Source organism: Leisingera sp. McT4-56 (assembly GCF_020514995.1).
Taxonomy (GTDB): domain Bacteria; phylum Pseudomonadota; class Alphaproteobacteria; order Rhodobacterales; family Rhodobacteraceae; genus Leisingera; species Leisingera aquaemixtae_A.
Genome location: NZ_JAJALF010000006.1, coordinates 81,973 through 101,498, shown reverse-complemented (window position 1 = coordinate 101,498; position 19,526 = coordinate 81,973). Strand labels below are relative to the sequence as shown.

Here is a 19,526-nt window from a genome sequence, read left to right as displayed (position 1 = left end):
GCAAGCAGCTTGAAAGGCACGATCCATGCTGAAAACCCGTATCATTCCCTGTCTCGACGTCGCTGACGGGCGCGTGGTCAAGGGTGTCAACTTTGTCGGCCTGCGCGATGCGGGCGATCCGGTGGAATGCGCCAAGGCCTATGATGCGGCGGGCGCGGATGAGATTTGCTTTCTCGACATTCACGCGACCCATGAAAACCGCGGCACCATGTTCGACATGGTCCAGCGCACCGCCGAGCAGTGCTTTGTGCCGCTGACCGTCGGCGGCGGGGTGCGGACCAAGGAGGACGTGCGGGCGCTGCTGCTGGCAGGCGCCGACAAGGTCTCCTTCAACTCAGCCGCGGTAGCAAATCCGGATGTGATCGCTGAAGCCGCGGATCAGTTCGGCAGCCAGTGCATCGTCTGCGCCATTGATGCCAAGACGGTGGAGCCGGGCCGCTGGGAGATTTTCACCCATGGCGGGCGCAAGCCGACCGGCATAGACGCGGTGGAATTCGCACGGACTGTGGTGGCCAAGGGCGCCGGGGAAATCCTGCTCACCTCGATGGACCGGGACGGCACCAAATCCGGCTTCAACCTGCCGCTGACCAAGGCGATTTCCGATGCGGTGGACGTGCCGGTGATTGCCTCGGGCGGCGTCGGCAACCTGGATCACCTGGTGGAAGGCGTGACCAAGGGTGGCGCCAGCGCGGTGCTGGCGGCCTCGATCTTCCACTTCGGCGAATACACGATCCAGGAAGCCAAGGAACACATGGCTGCCGCCGGCATTGCGATGCGGCTGAACTGAAGGGGCATGTGATGAGCCTGCTGCACGATCTCGAAGCCACCATACTGGCGCGCAAAGGAGCTGATCCGGAGACCAGCTGGACTGCCAAGCTGCTCGCCAAGGGGCCAGAGAAATGCGCCGAGAAATTCGGCGAGGAAGCCATTGAGGCGATCATCGAAGCGGTGAAAGATGACAAGGCGGGGCTCGCCTCCGAAGGCGCCGATGTGCTCTATCATTTCCTAGTGATGCTGGCCGCCCGCGATGTGGCGCTGGATGATGTGCTGCAGGTGCTTGCAGAACGCCAAGGCCTCAGCGGCATTGCCGAGAAGGCCGGCCGCCCCAAGGGCTGAACCCAGCGCTCAACCGGCCCGTTTGCGGCGGGTAAAGGGAGGCGCAGCCTCCGCGCGGCACAAGCGGCTTGCCCTTGACGCGCCAAGAAAAACACATTCGGCTCGGCCATTGAGGGCACCTTTGCCCCTCAATGGCGTCTCAGAAATTCCCTTGCGCCGCGCAGCGGCGCCCGGCCCAAGCGTGCATGCTGTCCGGCAGGACGGCAGCAACGGGCGGGAGCGCCCTGCCCCGCGCCAGCTGTCAGAGTTTCGAGGATATGATTCCGGTGGCAAAGCCGCCCATGCGCAGCTCGCCGAACAGGCGCTGGTATTCGATCTTGGGGCAGCGGTTCTGGATCACCGTCACCCCGCGCGCCTCGGCCTTGGCGGCCGCCTCGGCGTGCTCCACCCCGATCTGCATCCAGATGGTCTGCAGCTTGGGAAACGCCTCCAGCGCCTCGTCCACGACCGGCGGAACCGCCTCTGAGCGGCGGAAGATGTCGACCATATCCACCGGCAGATCAATCTCCGACAGGCTGGCCCGCACGGTTTCACCGAACAGAGTCTTGCCGGCATGGCCCGGGTTCACCGGAATCACCCGGAACCCCTTGAGGCCCAGATAGCGCGCCACATAGTAGCTGGGGCGCACCGGGTTCATCGACACGCCCACCACCGCTACGGTCTTGGCCCTTTGCAGGACTTTCTTCAGATGCTCATCGCTGTAGTCTGTCATGCCCGCACCCTAGCTGCGGCGCCGGCCGCGGCAAAGCGGGATTCGCTGCCCGCAAATAAAAATGCGCCCGGACGAACCGGGCGCAAGGTATGGAACGAGGGACAGTGAAAAAGATCTGCGGTGGTTCCACTCCGCAGTCTGTATTGAATATGGGTCACAGTCTGAGAAAAAAAAGGGGTAATCGCGAATTTGTGAGGTGACAAGCTATCTGCGCAGGACTGCCGGCCAATGCGAATGCCCATCCGCGATCATCTGCACCTTGTCCGCCTGCCACAGCTGGTGAACCCTGCGGTTGTTCAGAAGAAACAGTTCGCCGTCCACGATGGCCCAGATCCTGGGATCGCCGGAATGGACCTGTCCCTGCGACATCGCATAGGCGCAATAGCCGCCAAAGGCCGGGGCATAGGCCCGCGGGTTCGACTCGAACCGGGCCTGGTTGCCGGCGGAGGCAAAGCGCCACACGACCCCCTTCCACATCACCGCATTGCTGCGCCGCCCCTGTTCTGCCGCGCCGTGCTCAAAAAAGGCGACCGCATCATAGCCGCCGATTGCAACACCGCCCTGGGAGGAGAAAACAGCCATGTCTGCCCTGGCCGCACCGGCCAGGGACAGGAAGAAAACCGCAACTGACATCAGGACCAGACGCAAGGCCAAGATGCTCTCCTTTTCAGTCTCGTAACAGGCTTCCGACTCTGCCGCACCGGGCTGGGCTTGCAAAGAGAGCATACGCAGATGTGATCGCGCTGTGACGGTTCGCACAGGCCCCTAGCGCGCTATCGAGGCATAAAGCGCGATGGCGGCTGCGTTGGAGACATTGAGCGAGCCAAAGCCGCCCGCGGCGTCGATCTTGACCAGCGCGTCCACGGTTTCCTTGGTCTTCTGGCGCAGGCCGGGCCCCTCGGCCCCCAGCACCAGCGCCACCGGCAGGTGCTGCTTGCCTTCCAGCGCGGATTCGATGGTCTGATCGGCCTCGCCATCCAGACCCAGCACGATAAAACCCATGTTCTGCAGTTCAGTGATGGTGTCGGCCAGGTTGCGCATCCGCAGATAGGGCTGGCGCTCCAGTGCGCCGCTGGCGGTCTTGGCCAGCGCCCCGGTTTCAGGTGCCGAGTGATGGCGGGTGCCGATCACCGCGCTGGCGCCCAGCACCTCGGCCGAGCGCAGGATCGCGCCGACATTATGCGGGTCGGTGACCCGGTCCAGCAACAGCACCCGCGGCGCCTCAGCCCCGATGCAGTTTTCGGCCAGCCCGCCCCAGTTCAGCGGCTTCACCTCCAGCGCCGCGCCCTGGTGCACCGACTGCGGGTCGATCGGCGGGTTGAACTTGCGCGGGTCGATGACCTCTGCCTCGATGCCGGACTCTGCAATGGCATCGGCGAGCTTCGCCTGCGCGTTCATGGTCACCATCAGGCGCAGTTTTTCGCGCTTGGGATTGAGCAGCGCATCGCGCACCGCATGCAGCCCGAACAGCCATACGGTTTCCGCTGCGGCGGCCCGTTTGGCCTGTTCTTTTTCGACGACCCATTTGGGTTTCTTGGACATTTTGCTCTCCGGCAGAAAGAATTTGCGGGGCGCGCGAAAAACTTGCGTTTTTCCGGTTGACGCCCGTTTGGCCTGCTTGTAATCACGCCTCCACATCAGGTGCAACAAGCAACTGACAGTGGGCGACAGGCCGCAAGGTGTGGCAGGGGACTGTAACTCCCTCGCGGAGACGCACGCCTGGTTCGATTCCAGGGTCGCCCACCATCTTCTCTTTTTTTCAGACTAGACGAAGGTGGTTCAGCAGCAGGCTGGACAAGCCGCGCGCTGCGCAGCACGGCAAAAAAAGCCCGCGTGAACTTCGCGGGCCTTTCCTTTGATTTCAAACGGCAAAGTTTTGGTCAGGCAGTCTCGGCCACGGCCTGCTCCGCCCATTCGGCCAGCGCATCCAGATCAGGGCCCGCCGCAACAGCCATGCCGTCGGCAAAGGCCTGGAACGGCTCCACGTTCATCTTGTTGACGCCGGAAATCACCGGGATGCCCAGCGCCAGCGCCTCGCCGATGATGGGCCGCATGCCGCGCCCCTCGGCCTCGTGCTTGCCGAATTTGTTGACGATCATCAGCTGCGGCGCCGGGTCCGACTGCAGGGTGGCAGAGACCTGCCCGACCGCCTGTTCCAGCGCCTCCGGGTTCAGGCGGCAGCCGCGGGCGCCGGCGCCCAGGGATTGCGAAATGCGGATGGTCTCGCCGTCCGGCAGCACCCGCACATCCATGTCGCATAGCTCCTTGTCGTAGCATTCCACATTGGTCTGCACGATGCCGGCCAGGCGGATGCCTTTGGCCTGCAGCCGTTCGGCCAGTTCGCTCAGCAAACGGTCAGTGGCACCGCGTTCTTCGGTCATCACATAGGCCAGGTGCATCGGTTGTATTCTCCAGTCTCGTGTCGTTTCATAGGTGGTCATGCGGGCGCCGGGGTCAACCCCTACCAGGGCAGCGGTTGGTAGCCGATGACGGGGGCGTGCAGAAGCAGAAGAGCCAGGAACACTGCCGCGGCCAGCGCGGCCTCGCTGCCCGAGGGCCGCAGCCGGGCAAGGTTCAGCCGCGCGGTGTTGCGGCTGAGGCGGCGCCATTCGCCCTGCCCCATCTGGCGCTGCTTGCGCTTGTCGATCAGCGCCATGCCCATCCAGGCAAAGCCCGCAAAGAGGCCGAACAGAATCACATGCGCCAGGTCGCCGTTTGCCAGCAGATGCGCCCCGGCCCAGAGCGCCATCGCCGCCAGCAGCGGGTGGCGGCTGACAGCCAGGATGCCGGGATCCGCCGGATCAAAGGCGCGCAGCCCCAGGCCGCCAAAGCTGAACGGATTCTGCCGCATCATGCCCGCCACCGCCAGCAGGCAGGCCAGCGGCATCACCAGCAGCGGCACCCAGCGGAAGCCCTCCCAATAGGGCAGCACGCCGACATAAGGCGCGCGGGCGGCGGCCACGACCAGCCAGGCCAGGATAGCCAGCGACAGCAGGCTGTAGGCGATGATATAGCCGCGCAGGCCCAGGCGGCTGACCAGCCAGGGCCGCACCGGCGGGCGTACAGGGATGGCGTGGCTGGCCAGGAACAAGAGCAGCGCAGCAGTGAATTCAAGCCAGCCCATCGGGGTCTCTCCGGTCATAGATCAGTCTTCTGTGCAGCTATAGGCGGGCGGGCAGTGTATAACGTTGCCCCAAATCAAAAAAGGGCGCCGCGCGGGCGCCCTTTTCATCGTTATGCCAGAGGTTCACAAACCCAGGGCCTTGCGCCGCTCCTCTGCAAAACCCTGCACCATGCGGTCGGCGATCAGGGCAAGGATCGCCATCGCCGCGCCAGCCGAGATGCCCAGCCCCACATCCGCCTGCCCCAGCGCCAGATAGATCGACTGGCCAAGGCCGGTGGTGCCGATCAGCGCCGCAATGACCAGCATCGCAAAGGCATAGAGAATGGTCTGATTGAGCCCCAGCAGGATCGACGGCGCCGCATAGGGCGCACGGATGTCCTTGAGCATCTGCCATCTGGTTGCACCAGAGGCGGTTGCGGCCTCGATCATCTCCTCCGGCGTCGAGACCAGCCCGTGCCGCGTGTAGCGGATCATCGGCACGATGGCATAGGCGATGATCGCCAGGAAGGCGGAGAACTCGCCGATCTGGAACACCATCAGCACCGGGATCAGGAACACGAACAGCGGAATGGTCTGCAGCATGTCGCAGATCGGACGCACCACGCGCCAGACACCGGGCGACACGGCGGAGGCCAGGCCGATAGCCCCGCCCATCACCGCACAGGCAAAGACCGCTGCACCGGACAGATAGAGCGACAGAAGCGCCCGCTCCCACAGGCCGGAGAGCAGGATGGTGCCCAAGAGCACCACCGTCAGGATGGCCAGCCCGCGCCCGCCCGCGACCCAGGCCAGCGCGCCCGCCCCTACAAGCACAAAGGGCCAGGGCAGTTGCGATATGCCGGTTTCCAGCATCCCCGCGGCGATCAGCAGCATGACCCCCAGCGCCATCTGGCCGCGCAAGGCGAAAACAACTCCGGCAGCGGCGCCCGCGGCGAACAGCCCCAGGCTCATCATCGGAGTCCAGGAAAAGCCCCAGGTGAAGGGCAGTACCGCCTGATCCAGCCCGATCCGCATCGGCAGCAGCACATAGAACAGCACGTTGTTCTTGAGCGCGGTCAGGAACTCCGCATTGGCACTGGTAAAGGACGACAGCCCCCGGTCGACACTGTCCGCCACCGGGTTGAACAAGCCGTAGTTGCCGGGCTGCTGAACGCTGCCCCAGAAGGCCGCGCTGACCAAGACGCCCAGCGCCAGGATGCCCCAGGCAACGCGCACATCGTGCTTGTCGCGCCGGTCCTGGGTCAGCGTGCCGCTCATCCGGTCGATCAGGATCGCGAAGATCACGATCACCAGGCCCGCCAGCAGGCTCTGGCCGAACTGGGCCTTGCGCATGGTCAGGAGGACCTCCCAGCCGATGTCGTCAAAGCCGCCGATTACGGCCGCGATGATCACCATCGACAGCGCCGCCATCAGGCATTGGTTGACGCCCACCATGATCTGCTGCCCGGCGGAGGGGATCTCGCACTGGAACAGCTGCTGCAAGCGGGTGCCGCCGGCCATGATGGCGGCTTCCTTGATTTCAGGCTCCACCCGTTCGAGGCCAAGGAGCACATTGCGCGCCATCGGCGGCGCTGCGTAGATGGCGGAGGCGATGAGGCCGACCACAGGACCAAAGCCGAACAGCACCAGCAACGGCGTGAGGTAGGCAAAGGTCGGCACCGTCTGCATGATGTCGAGCACCGCCTGCACCGGCTGGCGGATCTTGGGGTATTCATTGGCGAGGATGCCGATGCCGCCGCCGATGATCAGCGCCAAGGGAACCGAGACGGCAACCAGCGCCAGAGTGTTCATGCTTTCGGGCCAGTACCCCGACGCCAGCACAAAGCCCAAACCCACAACGGCCATCAGCGCCATCCGCACCCCGCCCAGGGTCCAGGCCAGCGCCGCGGTGGCGCAGATGACCAGCGGCCAGGGCGTGTGGCTCAGCACGTAGTTCGCCGCTTCCATCGGATAGAACATCAGCGCCGAGAAACTGCGCGCGGCGGGTTTGATCAGCGCCAGGAACCATTCCATGGCGGCCCCGACCCAGTCGGTGGCGGGCAGCACCCAGGCGGCGGGGAATTTCACCAGCCACGGCAGGCTGCTTTCCAGCAGCAGGCACAGGGCGCCCACCACGGCCGCGATCAGCGCCGCAATCGAGCCTTTTGAGAGAGACGCCATCAGCCCTGCTCCACCTGCAGCGCGGCAGCGAGGTCTGCAGGGTTCACCACGCCGACCAGCTTGCCGTCATCCGTGCGGACCGGCACCGGTTCGTACAGCTCCATGCAGCGCGCAAGGGCTGCATCCAGCGTCATATCCTGGCGCAGGCCGGGATCGTCGGCGCCGTAGACATGGTGTTCGCCCGGCTGCATCACCGAGGACACATGCGCGTGCTGGCCCTTGGCCACATCCTTGGAGAACTCGCGCACGTAGTCATCGACCGGGCGCAGCACGATATCAGCAGGCGTGCCGATCTGCACCACCTTGCCGTCGCGCATGATGGCGATCCGATCAGCCAGTTTCAGCGCCTCGTTGATGTCATGGGTGATGAAAACGATGGTGGTCCTGAGCTTGGCCTGGATCTCCAGGAACTCATCCTGCAGCTGCCGCCGGATCAGCGGGTCCAGCGCCGAGAACGGCTCATCCAGGAACCAGACCGAGCAGTCGGCCACCAGTGAGCGGGCAATGCCGACGCGCTGGCGCTGGCCGCCTGAAAGTTCACGCGGGAAATTCTTTTCGCGCCCGCCGAGGCCGACCAGCTCGATCACCTCCTGCGCCTTGGCCAGCCGCTGTTTCTTTTTCACGCCCTGCACCCGCAGCGGGTAGGCGACATTTTCGGCCACGGTCATATGCGGGAACAGGCCGAAGTGCTGGAACACCATGCCCAGCTTCTTGCGGCGCAGCTCGATCAGGCGCTTAGGGCTGGCCTCGACGATATTCTCGCCGTCGATGCGGATTTCGCCGCCGGTGGCGTGCAGCAGATGCGAGATGCAGCGGATCAGGGTCGACTTGCCGGAACCCGACAGCCCCATGATCACAAACAGCTCCCCCTCCTTCACGTCAAAGGAGGCGTCCTGCACCGCCGGGATCAGCCCTTTGCCGCGCAGTTCCTGGGCAGCCGCTTCGGGTGTTTCGTGCCGCGACAGCGCCTCTTTCAGGGCGCTGTCTGCGTTGTTGCCAAACACCTGCCAGACATTCCGGCAGGTGATGGCAGGCGTCTCTGAGCCGCTCACTGGGCTGGGCTCAGTTGATTGCGGCGTCGACAACCGGGCGCCACTTGTCCTCGTTGGCGGCCATCCATTCAGCAACCACCTCTTCGACCTTGCCGCCGTCCACATCGATCGCGCCCATCATCGGCTGCTGGTCCTCAACAGCCAGGGTGTAGTTCGACAGGATCTCAAACGCCGCAGGCCAGGTTTCCGCGGTGCCGGACCAGGCGGCCTTGAAGATGCGCGAGGGAGAGAAGTCGCAGTCGTTCACCGCATCGGGGTTCGGGCCCCAGGCCGGATCGGAGAAGCAGGCATCCTCGCCCGGCGGCAGGTCGACGAATTTCACGTCATAAGCCGACATCGCCCAATGCGGCTGCCAGAAGGTGATCAAAAGCGGCGTCTTGCGTTCGGTGGCTGCGCGCAGCTCAACGATCAGCGCCGCCTCGGAACCGGCAGGCACAGCCTTGAACGGCAGCGCCAGGCCGGTCATGCGGTCGGCGCCCGGGGTGCCCCAGTCGGCTGGATAATCAACCAGGCGGCCTTCGGGCAGGGTTTCGGCGGTGGCGAATTGCGCGGCGCAGTCCTTCAGCGCCTCCCAGGCCGGCAGGCCGGGGCAGATCTCGGCCACATGCGCCGGATAGGCGATGCCTTCGCGGGCGTTCAGCTCCAGATCGCCAAGCTCGACGACGGTGCCTTCCTCGACCTTCTTGGCGTATTCGTCGGACACGTTGGAAGACCAGATTTCCAGCGTCGCGTGGATGTCGCCATCGGCAATCGCCTGGAACTGGTTCATCATCCCGGCAGAGACATATTCAACGTCGTAGCCCGCGGCCTTGAGCATCTCGCCAGCGATGTGGGTGGTCACATGCTGGCCGGTCCATTCATTCACCGCCAGCTTGATCGGCTTGCCGGTGTCGCCCAGTTCGGCGGCGGAGGCGATGCCCGCGGCAACCGTCATTGTTGCGGCGCCCAGCGCCAGCGCATATCCCTTGATGTTCATCTCAATACTCCCTGTCGTTGTGCTTGCGCGGCCTGTTTTCCGGCCTGGCGCGTCTTTTGGAACCCGGCGGTTCATGGCGCCTGCCCGGCCTTGCGGCCAGTGTTGTTATTTGCGGCAGGCACCCATGACCCAAGTGTGGCCGGGGATAATGCAAGTATTGGAACATATTGCGACAGTTTGTCGAGTGAATGCGGCACAAAAGGCGAAATATTTTGATTGACGGTTTAAGATTTTGTGCAAACAGACAAGTTCTGGAATCACCCGCTCCCGCCCCGCCCGGGGCTGCGCGGCGGCGCCGGCAGCTGCAGGCCGCCTGCCGCGAATAAGAAAGCGCCCCCGCATTGCGGAGGCGCCGGTTCGGAATACTGCACGGATTGCCGGGGTCAGGAGCGGCCCTTGCCGGTGGCCTCCTCGACGACCGGCATCCATTTGGCGCGGTTCACTGCCAGCCAGCCGCGGGCGGCGCCCCGCGGGGTTTCGCCGCGGACATCGACCAGCCCGATCAGCGGCTGCTGATCCCAGATGCTCAGCTGGTAGTTCTTCAGGATCTCGTAGGCGGCAGGCCAGCGGTCCTTGAGCCCCGGCCAGCTCGCCTTGACCACGCCGCCGCGGTAGAAATCGCAGTCGCCGGTGGCCTTGGGGTTCGGCCCCCAGGACGGATCGGTGTAACAGGCGGGCTCCGGCTTGGGCAGGCGCACGAACTGCAGCGCATAAGAGGACATTGCCCAGTGCGGCGCCCAGAAGGTGGAGATCACCGGACGCTTCTCGCGGTAGGCCGTCTGGAAGGCCTCGATCATCGCCGCCTCCGACTCGGCCGCGACCACGTCGAACGGCAGCTCCAGCGCACGGATCCGGTCGGCGCCGGGCGAGCCCCAGGATTCCGGGTAGGCCAGGTAGATGCCGCGCTTGCCCTTGCCATCCACTGAGAAGATGCCGGCGCAGTCGCGCAGCGCCTCCCAGTTGGGCAGGCCGGGGCACATCTGCGCCACGTAAGGCGGAAACACCACGCCGTTGCGCGCGTCCAGCCCCATGTCGCCCAGGTTTTCCAGCCGCCCTTCATCCACCAGATCGAAATATTCTGCAGGGTCGCTGCTGGTCCAGATCTCCACCATCGCATGCACGTCGCCGGTGGCGATTTCACCGTACAGGTCGTTCAGGTCGGCCTCGACATATTCGACGGTATAGCCCGCCTCCTCCAGCATGCCGCCGGCGATGTAGGTCGACAGGTGCTGGCCCGTCCAGTTGTTCAGCGACAGACGGATCGGCGTACCGGTATCCCCCATATCAGCTGCTTCGGCGGCCCCCGAAACCGCCAGCGCCGCCAATGCCGCGGCAAAAACATTGAATTTCATTGGCGCAACTCCCGTACTGCCAGTCGTCCCACGCGCCGCGCCTCGGCGCAGCTCCGGGACCCGGGATAGCAGGCGGGAGTTGACAAAGATTAACGCCGCCCCGGAACCGCAGCCCGGCCGGACAGGAAAAAACCTAAAACTTGCGCAAAGCGCGCTGGCTCTGCTCAGGCGGCCTTGCGGGCCACCAGCAGCACAGGATCATAGGTCAGCGGCAGAATGCCGTTGCGGCCGAAACGCGCTCGGTAAGCCTCTTCGAACTCCCTCAGGCGCCGGCGGCTCCAGTTTTGCTGGGCATGGCCGTTCACACCGGTCTGGCGCAGGTGCTTCAGCAAGTGCATAGCAGAGCTGAACTCCAGCACCACCGGGCGCTGTGTAATCTGAAGGATTTCCATGCCGTGCGGCAGGACCGCCGGCCATTCATCCGCGTCCAGATAGCTGGGGGCCGCAGCGGCGGAACCCAGCGCCGCAAGCTCGCGGAACTGGCCGCGGCCGAAGCCTGAGAGCGCCAGCCAGCCGCCCGGTTTCAGATGCGCTGCCAGCCGCGCGGCCAAGCCGGCCAAATCCGGGATCCACTGCACGGTAGAGGCAGAGGCGATCAGATCCAGCTCTTGCGGCAGCGGCAGGATTTCGATCGGGCCGCCCGCGAACCGGGCCTGCGCCGGGGCTGTGCCATCCAGCGCCTGCAGCACCTGTGCGGCTTCCGGCACCAGGTCATTCAGGCTCAGGCTGTCCGCCTGGAACCGCTGCAGCAGCTGCCGCGTCAGATGGCCGGTGCCGCACCCGAACTCCAGGACGCTGGCGAAGCGCCGCGGCGCGCCTTGCTGCTGCAGCATCGCGGCCAGCTGGCCGGCAATATCCGCCTGCACGGAGGCCGAGCCGTGATAACTCTCCAGCCCGCGCCGAAAACTCTGGCGCACGCGGGACTGATCCAGATGCGGGGGCTGCATATCCTTCATCAGAACAGCTCCTCCCACTGGGCAAACCGGTCAAACGGCGCATGCGGCGCATCCAGATGCGACACGTTCTGCCCGGCCCAGGCGCGGGCCAGATTGGCGGGCGGAAAAATCTTGTCGCCGGAGCTGATCCAGACCCGGCTGAACCGCATCTGCGGCGCGTCTCCGCGGCGCTCAACCGCCAGCAGCTCGGCCCGCCGCGCCTCCACGTCCAGCGCCTCGGCCTCTTGCGGGGCGCCGAACACGCGGGCCAGGAACTGCTGATAGCTTTCGAGGCTCAGGGTCTCCACGGTGCGGCGGAACACGGCGGGCGGAATGCCCGCGCTGCGATTCACCGGCTGCAGGCTGCCGTTTACTGCCACTTTGCGGGCAAAGGGGTCGGGGCGCCCCTGCTGCCAATGGGCATATGAGGCGACGCCGAACGACCAGGCCAGCAGGCTGACCCGCCCGTAACCGGACAGGTCCGGCAGCTCCGCGTCCAGACGCGTGTAATCACTAGCAAACAGAACGTCCTGCGGGCCATCCAGGTGCCAGAACACCTCCGGCCCCACAGCCCAGCCGCCGAAGACCACGATGGCCTCGGCTGCACTGTCCTGTTTGAGCCAGCGGAACTCCATTTTCTACAGCTCCCGCGCCAGCCGCAGCATGCCTGCGGTGATCTCGCTCAGCTGCTCCGGCGCCGTGATGAAGGGCGGCATCGTGTAGATGTTGGTGCCGAACGGGCGCAGAAACACGCCCATTTCATGCGCCCGGGCATGCGCCTCGTCGGCTGAGACGCGGTGCTTCATCTCGATGACGCCGATGGCGCCCAGCACCCGCACGTCCGCCACGTTGGGCAGGTCGCGGGCCGGGGCCAGTTCGGCCTGCATCTGTTCGCCGATTGCCGCCACCGTGCCGCGCCAGTCCTGCCCTGTGAGCAGGTCCAGCGACGCCTTGGCCGCGGCACAGGCCAGCGGGTTGCCCATATAGGTCGGCCCGTGCATGAACAGCCCGGGGTTGCCGCCGCCGATGCCCTCCGCCACGCGGTCGTTGGTCATGGTGCAGGCGAAGGAGATATGGCCGCCGGTCAGCCCCTTGCCGAGGCAGATGATGTCCGGCTCGACACTGCAGAAATTGGTTGCGAACAGCTCCCCCGTGCGGCCGAAGCCGGTGGCGATCTCGTCGAAGATCAGGAGGATGCCCAGTTCATCACAGAGCGCGCGCGCCTGATTGAGATATTCGGGGTGATAGAAATACATCCCGCCGGTGCCCTGCACCACGGGCTCCAGGATGAAGGCGGCGATCCTCTCGGCGTTGGCCTCCAGCACTGCCCGCAGCTCGCCCAGGCCGTTCTGCGCCGGGTCGTCATTCCAGTCCTGATGAATGCGGACCGGCGGGCGGGAGACGAAGTGCTGCACGCTCAGCGCGCCCTGGAACAGGTGGTGCATGCCGGTATCCGGGTCGCAGACGCTCATCGCCTTCCAGGTGTCGCCGTGATAGCCGGAGCGGATGGTGGCAAATTCCTTGCGCCCCGCCTGGCCGATGGCGTGCTGATACTGCACCGCCATCTTCATCGCCACCTCGACCGAGACCGAACCGCTGTCGCAATAGAAGATGCGGGTAAGGCTATCGGGTGTGATCTCCAAGAGCTTGCGGCCCAGGTCGATGGCCGGATCATGGGTCAGCCCGCCGAACATCACATGCGGCAGGGTGTCGAGCTGGTCGTGGATTGCCTTGGTGATCGCCGGGTTCTTGTGGCCGTGCATCATGCACCACCAGGACGACATGGCGTCGATCAGCCGGGTGCCGTCGTCCAGGGTGATGTACATGCCTTCGCTTTCCTTCACCACGAAGGTCGGGCCGGGCTTGGCGACATTGGTGTAGGGATGCCAGAGATGCTGCTGATCAAACTCCAGCTGGGTGAGGTCTGCGGCACTCATGACAGCGCCTCCTTGATCAGATCCACCCGGATGCTGGCCTGAAAGGCCACGGCCAGCGCGTCAGAGGTCAGCTCGCCCAGCACCGGCAACCGTCCCAGGTGCGCCACCTGGCCGAATTGGCAGATGGTTTCCTCCACCGCCGGTTCCGCGTCGCCGATGAAGGCCACGCCGATCACCGGGCAGCTTGCATCGCGCAGCGCTTTCAGCGACAGCAGCGTGTGGTTGATCGTGCCCAGCTGGGTCCGGGCGCAGAGGATCACCGGCGCGCCCCAGCGGGCAACCAGGTCGAGATACAGCACCTTGCGGTTCAGCGGCACCATCAGCCCGCCTGCGCCTTCGGCCACCAGCACGCCGTCAACCTCGGGCAAGGGCAGCGCATCCGGGTCGATCTCCACGCCTTCGGCCTCTGCCGACAGATGCGGCGAGGCGGGCAGCTGCAGCAGATAGCCTTCCGGCAGCGCCGGGCGGCCCGACAGGCGGGCCACGGTCTGGCTGTCGGTCTCGTCCTCCAGCCCCGATTGCACCGGCTTCCAATAGGTGGCGCCCAGCGCCTGCACCAGGCCGGCCGAGAAGATGGTCTTGCCGATGCCGGTATCGGTTCCGGTCACGATCAGCGCGTTCATGGGGTTGTCTCCATTTCCCGGGCGAGGTCTTCGAACATCTGGGTGATGACCTCTGCCCCCGTGTTCAACGTGATCGACAGCCGCAGCCGCGAGGTGCCGCGCGGCACTGTCGGCGGGCGGATGCCGCGGATGTCATAACCATGGCCTTGCATCCGCGAAGCCAGCGCCATGGTGCGCTTGTCATCGCCGATCACCACCGGCAGGATCTGGCTTTGGAACCCTTCCAGCCCGCACAGACGCTTGGCCTCGCCTTGCGCATGGGTAATTCCCTGCCACGCCTGTTCGCGGCGGCCCGGGTTCTGCTGAAGTTCCTGCAAGGCCGCCCGCACCAGCGCCGCGTTCAGCGGCGACGGCGCGGTGGCAAAGATGAACCCGCGCGCCTTGTTGATCAGCGTCTCGATCAGCACCCGCTGACCGCAGATCAACGCGCCCGAGGCGCCCAGCGCCTTGCCGCAGGTGTGTAAGGAAAGAACGTTGGGGCGGCGGGCGATTTCATGCGCCAGCCCGCAGCCCAGGTCGCCGAACACGCCGGAAGAATGCGCCTCATCCACCACCAGCACGGCGCCCTCTGCATCCGCCAGCGCCAACAGCGCCTCCAGCGGGGCGAGGTCTCCATCCATGGAGTAGACCGCCTCAACCGCGATCCAGACCTGGCCTGAACCGCCTGACGAGCGCCAGTCCTTCAGCACCCGTGCCGCGTCCTCCGCATCGCTGTGTGCAAAGCTGCGGGTCTCTGCCCGGCCCAGCCGCATCCCGTCATGGGTGCTGGCATGGATCAGCGCATCATAGAGCACCAGATCGCCCTGCTGCGGCAGGGTGGAGAAGATCGCCTGATTGGCGTTGAAACCGCCACCCATGAACAACGCGGCCTCAGTGCCGAAGAATTCAGCCGCCTCAGCTTCCAGACGCTGGTGTTCCGCGTCATTGCCGCGCAAGAGGCGCGAGCCGCCCGCCCCCACCGGCACCCCGCGCGCCAGCGCGTCTGCGGCGGCCGCGCGCAGCACATCGCTGCCCGCCAGCCCGAGGTAGTCGTTGGAGGCAAAGTCATACCCGTCCCGCGGCATCAGCTGCCGGTAGCGCCCGCGCGTGCGCAGCGCTTCCAGCGATTTCTCATGCCTCGGGAAGGCGCCCGCCATTAGCGGCTGCCGTCGCAGCCTGCCGCCATCGCGGTGATGCCCAGACGGTCGAACAGCTGCTGGTCCTTGTCCTCTTCGGGGTTGTCCGCGGTCAGCAGCGTGTCGCCCACAAAGATCGAGTTGGCACCGGCAAAGAAGCACATCGCCTGCATCTCGTCCGACATATCTGTGCGGCCCGCGGACAGGCGCACATGCGATTTCGGCATTAGGATGCGGGCCAGCGCCACCGAGCGGACGAATTCGATCGGGTCCAGCTTCTCGACATCGGCCAGCGGCGTGTCGGCGATCGGGATCAGCATGTTGACCGGCACCGAATCCGGGTGCACCTCCAGCGTGGCCAGCGCCAGCATCATGTCGATACGGTCGAGCTGCTTTTCCCCCATGCCGACGATGCCGCCGGAGCAGACCTTGATGCCCGCCTCGCGCACCCGGTTCAGGGTGTCGATACGGTCGGCAAAGGTGCGGGTGGTGATGATTTCGGAGTAGTAGCGCTCCGAGGTGTCGATGTTGTGGTTATAGTAGTCGAGACCGGCGTCGCGCAGGCGGAACACCTGTTCCTCGTCCAGCATGCCCAGGGTCATGCAGGTTTCCATGCCCAGGTCCTTGACCCCCTGCACCATCGCCTCCAGCGCCGCCATGTCGCGGTCCTTGGGCGAACGCCAGGCGGCGCCCATGCAGTAACGGGTCGCGCCGCCTTCCTTGGCTTTTTTGGCCTCGGCGATCACGCGCTGCACCTCGATCAGCTTGGAGGCCGAGAGCTGCGCGCCGTTGCGGGCCGACTGGGAGCAATAGGCGCAGTCCTCGGCGCAACCGCCGGTCTTGATGCTGAGGAGCTTGGATTTCTGCACCTGGTTGGGATCGAAATACTGCCGGTGCACGGTGTGCGCCTGAAACAGCAAGTCCATGAAAGGCTTGTTGTAAATCGCTTCCGCTTCCTCGCGGGTCCAGTCGGTGCGGATGGGCGCAGCGTCCAGCATGCTGTCTCCTGTTCTCTATACCTGTTGGCCATGCGCGGATGGCGTTTCCGGTTTTTATAGATAATTTTACCGCCCCCGATCAAGCATCAAAGCTGCGCTGCAGCGATTTGCCCCAATACCGCGCCAATTAGGCCAATACAGAACTGATATTAATGGCAAAAAATAATCTACAAAGATTCCGGTTGACGCAAACCCCGCACCTCCCCTAGCCCTATAGGCACGCAGGGGAGTCCCGCCCAAGGGACTGAGAGGCGTCATGGTACGGGGCATCCCGGACCGGCGGCGCGACCCTTTGAACCTGACCCAGTTGATACTGGCGTAGGAAGCTAGAAGCATGGCGCGGCGCCCCCGGCGGCAACCCGTGTTTCGAACAGGCAGCATGCGTGCACCGGCCGTACACCGGCTGTACACCCCCCTGCCCGTTTTCCTCCGTCCCGGCTCAATTGGTGTTTTTGAACCGAAGGCCCGGAGGAACACCAGATGAACGTCCCCAACCCCAAGATCACCACGGGCGCATTGCCCGCATCGCGCAAGATCTACGTCAGCGGCGAGGTCCATGAGGACATCCGCGTGCCGATGCGCGAGATCTCCACCCACCCCACCGCGGGCGAGGCGCCGCTGCCGGTCTATGACAGCTCCGGCCCCTACACCGACCCCGATGTGCTGACCGACATCCGTCAGGGCCTGCCGCAGCTGCGCCGCCAGTGGATCGAGGCGCGCGGCGATGTCGAGAGCTATCAGGGCCGCGATGTGAAGCCGGAGGATAACGGCTTTGTCGAAGGCGACCGGCTGACGCCTGAGTTCCCGGTGAAGCCCGCCCCCCTGCGCGGCAAGGACGGCAAGGCGCCGACCCAACTGGCCTATGCCCGTGCGGGCATCATCACGCCGGAGATGGAGTTCGTGGCGATCCGCGAAAACCAGCTGCGCGAGCTGTCGCCCTGCCACGCGAACCGCGATGGCAATGACTTCGGCGCCAACATCCCGGATTACGTGACCCCGGAATTCGTGCGCCAGGAAATCGCTGCAGGCCGTGCCATCATCCCCGCCAACATCAACCACCCGGAAATCGAGCCGATGATCATCGGCCGCAATTTCAAGGTGAAGATCAACGCCAATATGGGCACCTCTGCCGTCACCTCCTCGATGGAGGAAGAAGTCGACAAGCTGGTCTGGGCGATCCGCTGGGGCGCCGACACGGTGATGGACCTGTCCACGGGGCGCAACATTCACAACACCCGTGAATGGATCGTGCGCAACTCCCCCGTGCCGATCGGCACGGTGCCGATCTACCAGGCGCTGGAGAAGGTGAACGGCATCGCCGAGGACCTGACCTGGGAAGTGTTCCGCGACACGCTGATCGAACAGGCGGAACAGGGCGTCGATTACTTCACCATCCATGCGGGCGTGCGGCTGCACATGGTGCCGATGACGGTGAATCGGGTGACGGGGATCGTCTCGCGCGGCGGGTCGATCATGGCCAAGTGGTGCCTGCATCACCACAAGGAGAGCTTCCTCTATGAGCATTTCGAGGAAATCTGCGACATCTGCCGCCAGTATGACGTCTCCTTCTCGCTTGGCGACGGGCTGCGCCCCGGCTCCATCGCGGACGCCAATGACGAAGCGCAGTTTGCCGAATTGGAAACCCTGGGTGAGCTGACCAAGATCGCCTGGGCCAAGGACTGCCAGGTGATGATCGAAGGGCCGGGCCATGTCGCCATGCACAAGATCAAGGAGAACATGGACAAGCAGCTGGAGTGCTGCCACGAGGCGCCGTTCTATACGCTGGGGCCGCTGACCACCGATATCGCGCCAGGCTATGACCACATCACCAGCGGTATCGGCGCGGCGATGATCGGCTGGTTCGGCTGCGCGATGCTGTGCTACGTGACGCCGAAGGAGCACCTGGGCCTGCCCGACCGCGACGACGTGAAGACCGGGGTTATCACCTACAAGATCGCGGCCCATGCCGCCGACCTCGCCAAGGGGCTGCCGGGGGCGCAGCGCCGCGACGATGCCCTGTCCCGCGCCCGGTTCGAATTCCGCTGGGAAGATCAGTTCAACCTGTCGCTGGATCCGGACACCGCGCGCGAGTTCCACGACCAGACCCTGCCGAAACAGGCCCACAAGGTTGCCCATTTCTGCTCCATGTGCGGGCCGAAATTCTGCTCCATGCGGATCAGCCACGACATCCGCTCCGAGGCGCAGAAAGAGGGCATGGAGGCAATGGCCGCCAAGTTCCGCGAGGGCGGCGAGCTGTATGTGCCTGCCGCCGAGGCTGCGGAGCCGGCGGAATGATCACCATCGCAGGGGCCGGCGTGGCCGGCCTCGCCAGCGCCTATGAGCTTGCCCGCCGGGGGCTGGCGGTGACCATCTACGAGGCCGGGGATGCGCCGGACAATAACCCCTGCTCCTGGTTCGCGGGCGGCATGCTCGCGCCCTGGTGCGAGGGCGAAACCGCCGATCCGCAGGTGGTGCGGCTGGGCGCCGGGGCCATCGCCTGGTGGCAGCAGGTGACCGAAGTGGTGAAACGCGGCACGCTGGTCGTGGCGCCGCCGCGCGACGCCGCCGAACTCATCCGCTTTGCCCGCCGCACTGAAAGCCACCGCGTGGTGGGCGCAGCTGAGATCGCGGCGCTGGAGCCGGCCCTTGCCGGGCGGTTCCAGCAGGGGCTGTTCTTTGCGGAGGAAGCCCATCTCGACCCGCGCCGGGCACTGCGCGACCTTACCCGTGCAGTGCAGGATCTTGGGGTCCAGATCCGCTATGGCACCCCTGCCCCGGAACAGGTGGACGTCGATTGCCGCGGCATGGCAGCCAGCCTGCCGGGCCTGCGCCCGGTGCGCGGCGAAATGGCGGTGATCGAGGCGCCGGACATCGGGATCACCCGCACCATCCGCCTGCTGCATCCGCGCATTCCCGTCTACCTGGTGCCGCGCGGGGACGGCATCTACATGATCGGTGCCACCATGATCGAAAGCAGCTCCTGGCGGCCCATCACCGTGCGTTCGCTGCTGGAACTGCTGGGCGCCGCGTTTGCCCTGCACCCCGGGCTGGGCGAAGCCAGCGTGATCGAGACCGGCACCGGCCTGCGCCCGGCCTTTGCCGACAATGTGCCGCGGCTCAGCCACCGCGGCGACACCACCCATGTGAACGGCCTTTACCGCCACGGCTTCCTTCTGGCCCCAGCACTGGCCAAGGAACTTGCCGCCCAATTTTGTCAGGACCATAGCCATGCAGATCATTGTGAACGCCAAACCGCATGAGGTTGCGGGCGGCACCGTGGAGGCCGCACTGCAGGAACTGGGGTTTGCCAGCCCTGCGGTTGCCACCGCGCTGAACGGCAGCTTTGTGGCCCGCAGCCGGCGGGCGGAGACGCAGCTGGCCGAAGGCGACCACCTGGAAGTGCTCGCCCCGATGCAGGGAGGGTGA

The 19,526-nt window shown here is 65.3% G+C and carries 20 protein-coding genes, 1 tRNA gene and 1 riboswitch; of the genes, 6 read left to right on the top strand and 15 right to left on the bottom strand.

Going from position 1 to position 19,526, the window contains the following annotated elements; all coding sequences use genetic code 11:
• The first annotated feature begins 25 nt into the window (after window positions 1-25).
• Window positions 26-787 (top strand): imidazole glycerol phosphate synthase subunit HisF, encoded by a 762-nt coding sequence (gene hisF, locus LHL23_RS09515; RefSeq protein ID WP_226429678.1) that lies wholly within the window; start codon window positions 26-28, stop codon window positions 785-787.
• An 11-nt stretch (window positions 788-798) separates the two neighbouring features.
• Window positions 799-1,116: a phosphoribosyl-ATP diphosphatase gene (locus LHL23_RS09510; RefSeq protein ID WP_226429677.1), complete on the top strand. Its 318-nt coding sequence runs from the start codon at window positions 799-801 to the stop codon at window positions 1,114-1,116.
• Between the two features lie 241 nt (window positions 1,117-1,357).
• Here LHL23_RS09510 and LHL23_RS09505 read toward each other — a convergent pair whose 3' ends face one another.
• From LHL23_RS09505 to rlmB, 3 genes are all read right to left on the bottom strand, one after another.
• Complete coding sequence (locus LHL23_RS09505) at window positions 1,358-1,828, bottom strand: CoA-binding protein (protein ID WP_222481010.1); 471 nt, start codon at window positions 1,826-1,828, stop codon at window positions 1,358-1,360.
• A gap of 204 nt (window positions 1,829-2,032) precedes the next feature.
• Window positions 2,033-2,482 (bottom strand): YHS domain-containing (seleno)protein, encoded by a 450-nt coding sequence (locus LHL23_RS09500; RefSeq protein ID WP_226429676.1) that lies wholly within the window; start codon window positions 2,480-2,482, stop codon window positions 2,033-2,035.
• 111 nt (window positions 2,483-2,593) lie between these two features.
• Complete coding sequence (gene rlmB, locus LHL23_RS09495; protein ID WP_226429675.1) at window positions 2,594-3,370, bottom strand: 23S rRNA (guanosine(2251)-2'-O)-methyltransferase RlmB; 777 nt, start codon at window positions 3,368-3,370, stop codon at window positions 2,594-2,596.
• A gap of 120 nt (window positions 3,371-3,490) precedes the next feature.
• On the opposite strand from rlmB, the gene LHL23_RS09490 reads away from it, so the two are divergent.
• Window positions 3,491-3,574: transfer RNA gene (locus LHL23_RS09490), tRNA-Tyr, on the top strand.
• Between the two features lie 134 nt (window positions 3,575-3,708).
• On the opposite strand, the gene LHL23_RS09485 is transcribed toward LHL23_RS09490, so the two are convergent.
• The 12 genes from LHL23_RS09485 to bioB all read right to left on the bottom strand — a co-directional run bounded on the left by LHL23_RS09485 (window position 3,709) and on the right by bioB (window position 16,100).
• Entirely contained in the window at window positions 3,709-4,227 is a 519-nt protein-coding gene (locus tag LHL23_RS09485) for a DUF2478 domain-containing protein (RefSeq protein WP_222481175.1), read from the bottom strand.
• Window positions 4,228-4,289: 62 nt separating this feature from the next.
• Window positions 4,290-4,952 carry an NnrU family protein gene (locus LHL23_RS09480; protein WP_222481173.1) on the bottom strand — a complete coding sequence of 221 codons (663 nt, stop codon included), beginning with the start codon at window positions 4,950-4,952 and terminating at the stop codon, window positions 4,290-4,292.
• A gap of 123 nt (window positions 4,953-5,075) precedes the next feature.
• Entirely contained in the window at window positions 5,076-7,112 is a 2,037-nt protein-coding gene (locus tag LHL23_RS09475) for an ABC transporter permease (RefSeq protein WP_226429674.1), read from the bottom strand.
• Window positions 7,112-8,164 carry a quaternary amine ABC transporter ATP-binding protein gene (locus tag LHL23_RS09470; protein WP_222481003.1) on the bottom strand — a complete coding sequence of 351 codons (1,053 nt, stop codon included), beginning with the start codon at window positions 8,162-8,164 and terminating at the stop codon, window positions 7,112-7,114. The genes LHL23_RS09475 and LHL23_RS09470 overlap by 1 nt, the downstream gene beginning before the upstream one ends.
• A gap of 10 nt (window positions 8,165-8,174) precedes the next feature.
• Entirely contained in the window at window positions 8,175-9,140 is a 966-nt protein-coding gene (locus LHL23_RS09465) for an ABC transporter substrate-binding protein (protein ID WP_226429673.1), read from the bottom strand.
• Window positions 9,141-9,523: 383 nt separating this feature from the next.
• Window positions 9,524-10,492: an ABC transporter substrate-binding protein gene (locus LHL23_RS09460; RefSeq protein WP_226429672.1), complete on the bottom strand. Its 969-nt coding sequence runs from the start codon at window positions 10,490-10,492 to the stop codon at window positions 9,524-9,526.
• Window positions 10,493-10,656: 164 nt separating this feature from the next.
• Entirely contained in the window at window positions 10,657-11,448 is a 792-nt protein-coding gene (bioC, locus tag LHL23_RS09455) for a malonyl-ACP O-methyltransferase BioC (protein WP_226429671.1), read from the bottom strand.
• On the bottom strand, window positions 11,448-12,062 hold the full coding sequence (locus LHL23_RS09450; RefSeq protein ID WP_226429670.1) for a pimeloyl-ACP methyl esterase BioG family protein: 615 nt from the start codon (window positions 12,060-12,062) through the stop codon (window positions 11,448-11,450). The genes bioC and LHL23_RS09450 overlap by 1 nt, the downstream gene beginning before the upstream one ends.
• 3 nt (window positions 12,063-12,065) lie before the next feature.
• On the bottom strand, window positions 12,066-13,364 hold the full coding sequence (gene bioA / locus LHL23_RS09445; protein ID WP_226429669.1) for an adenosylmethionine--8-amino-7-oxononanoate transaminase: 1,299 nt from the start codon (window positions 13,362-13,364) through the stop codon (window positions 12,066-12,068).
• Window positions 13,361-13,987 carry a dethiobiotin synthase gene (bioD, locus tag LHL23_RS09440; RefSeq protein WP_226429668.1) on the bottom strand — a complete coding sequence of 209 codons (627 nt, stop codon included), beginning with the start codon at window positions 13,985-13,987 and terminating at the stop codon, window positions 13,361-13,363. Before bioD ends, bioA begins: the two co-directional genes overlap by 4 nt.
• Window positions 13,984-15,123 (bottom strand): 8-amino-7-oxononanoate synthase, encoded by a 1,140-nt coding sequence (locus LHL23_RS09435; RefSeq protein ID WP_222480989.1) that lies wholly within the window; start codon window positions 15,121-15,123, stop codon window positions 13,984-13,986. The genes bioD and LHL23_RS09435 overlap by 4 nt, the downstream gene beginning before the upstream one ends.
• On the bottom strand, window positions 15,123-16,100 hold the full coding sequence (gene bioB, locus LHL23_RS09430) for a biotin synthase BioB (RefSeq protein ID WP_226429667.1): 978 nt from the start codon (window positions 16,098-16,100) through the stop codon (window positions 15,123-15,125). The genes LHL23_RS09435 and bioB overlap by 1 nt, the downstream gene beginning before the upstream one ends.
• A 213-nt stretch (window positions 16,101-16,313) precedes the next feature.
• Window positions 16,314-16,442, top strand: a riboswitch (TPP riboswitch).
• 138 nt (window positions 16,443-16,580) lie between these two features.
• Between bioB and thiC the strand changes: the two genes are divergently transcribed.
• Genes thiC through thiS form a run of 3 tightly spaced genes read left to right on the top strand, consistent with a single transcriptional unit; the run spans window position 16,581 to window position 19,526 of the window.
• Entirely contained in the window at window positions 16,581-18,395 is a 1,815-nt protein-coding gene (gene thiC / locus LHL23_RS09425) for a phosphomethylpyrimidine synthase ThiC (protein WP_222480987.1), read from the top strand.
• On the top strand, window positions 18,392-19,360 hold the full coding sequence (locus LHL23_RS09420) for an FAD-dependent oxidoreductase (RefSeq protein ID WP_226429666.1): 969 nt from the start codon (window positions 18,392-18,394) through the stop codon (window positions 19,358-19,360). The genes thiC and LHL23_RS09420 overlap by 4 nt, the downstream gene beginning before the upstream one ends.
• Entirely contained in the window at window positions 19,329-19,526 is a 198-nt protein-coding gene (thiS, locus tag LHL23_RS09415) for a sulfur carrier protein ThiS (RefSeq protein WP_226429665.1), read from the top strand. Before LHL23_RS09420 ends, thiS begins: the two co-directional genes overlap by 32 nt.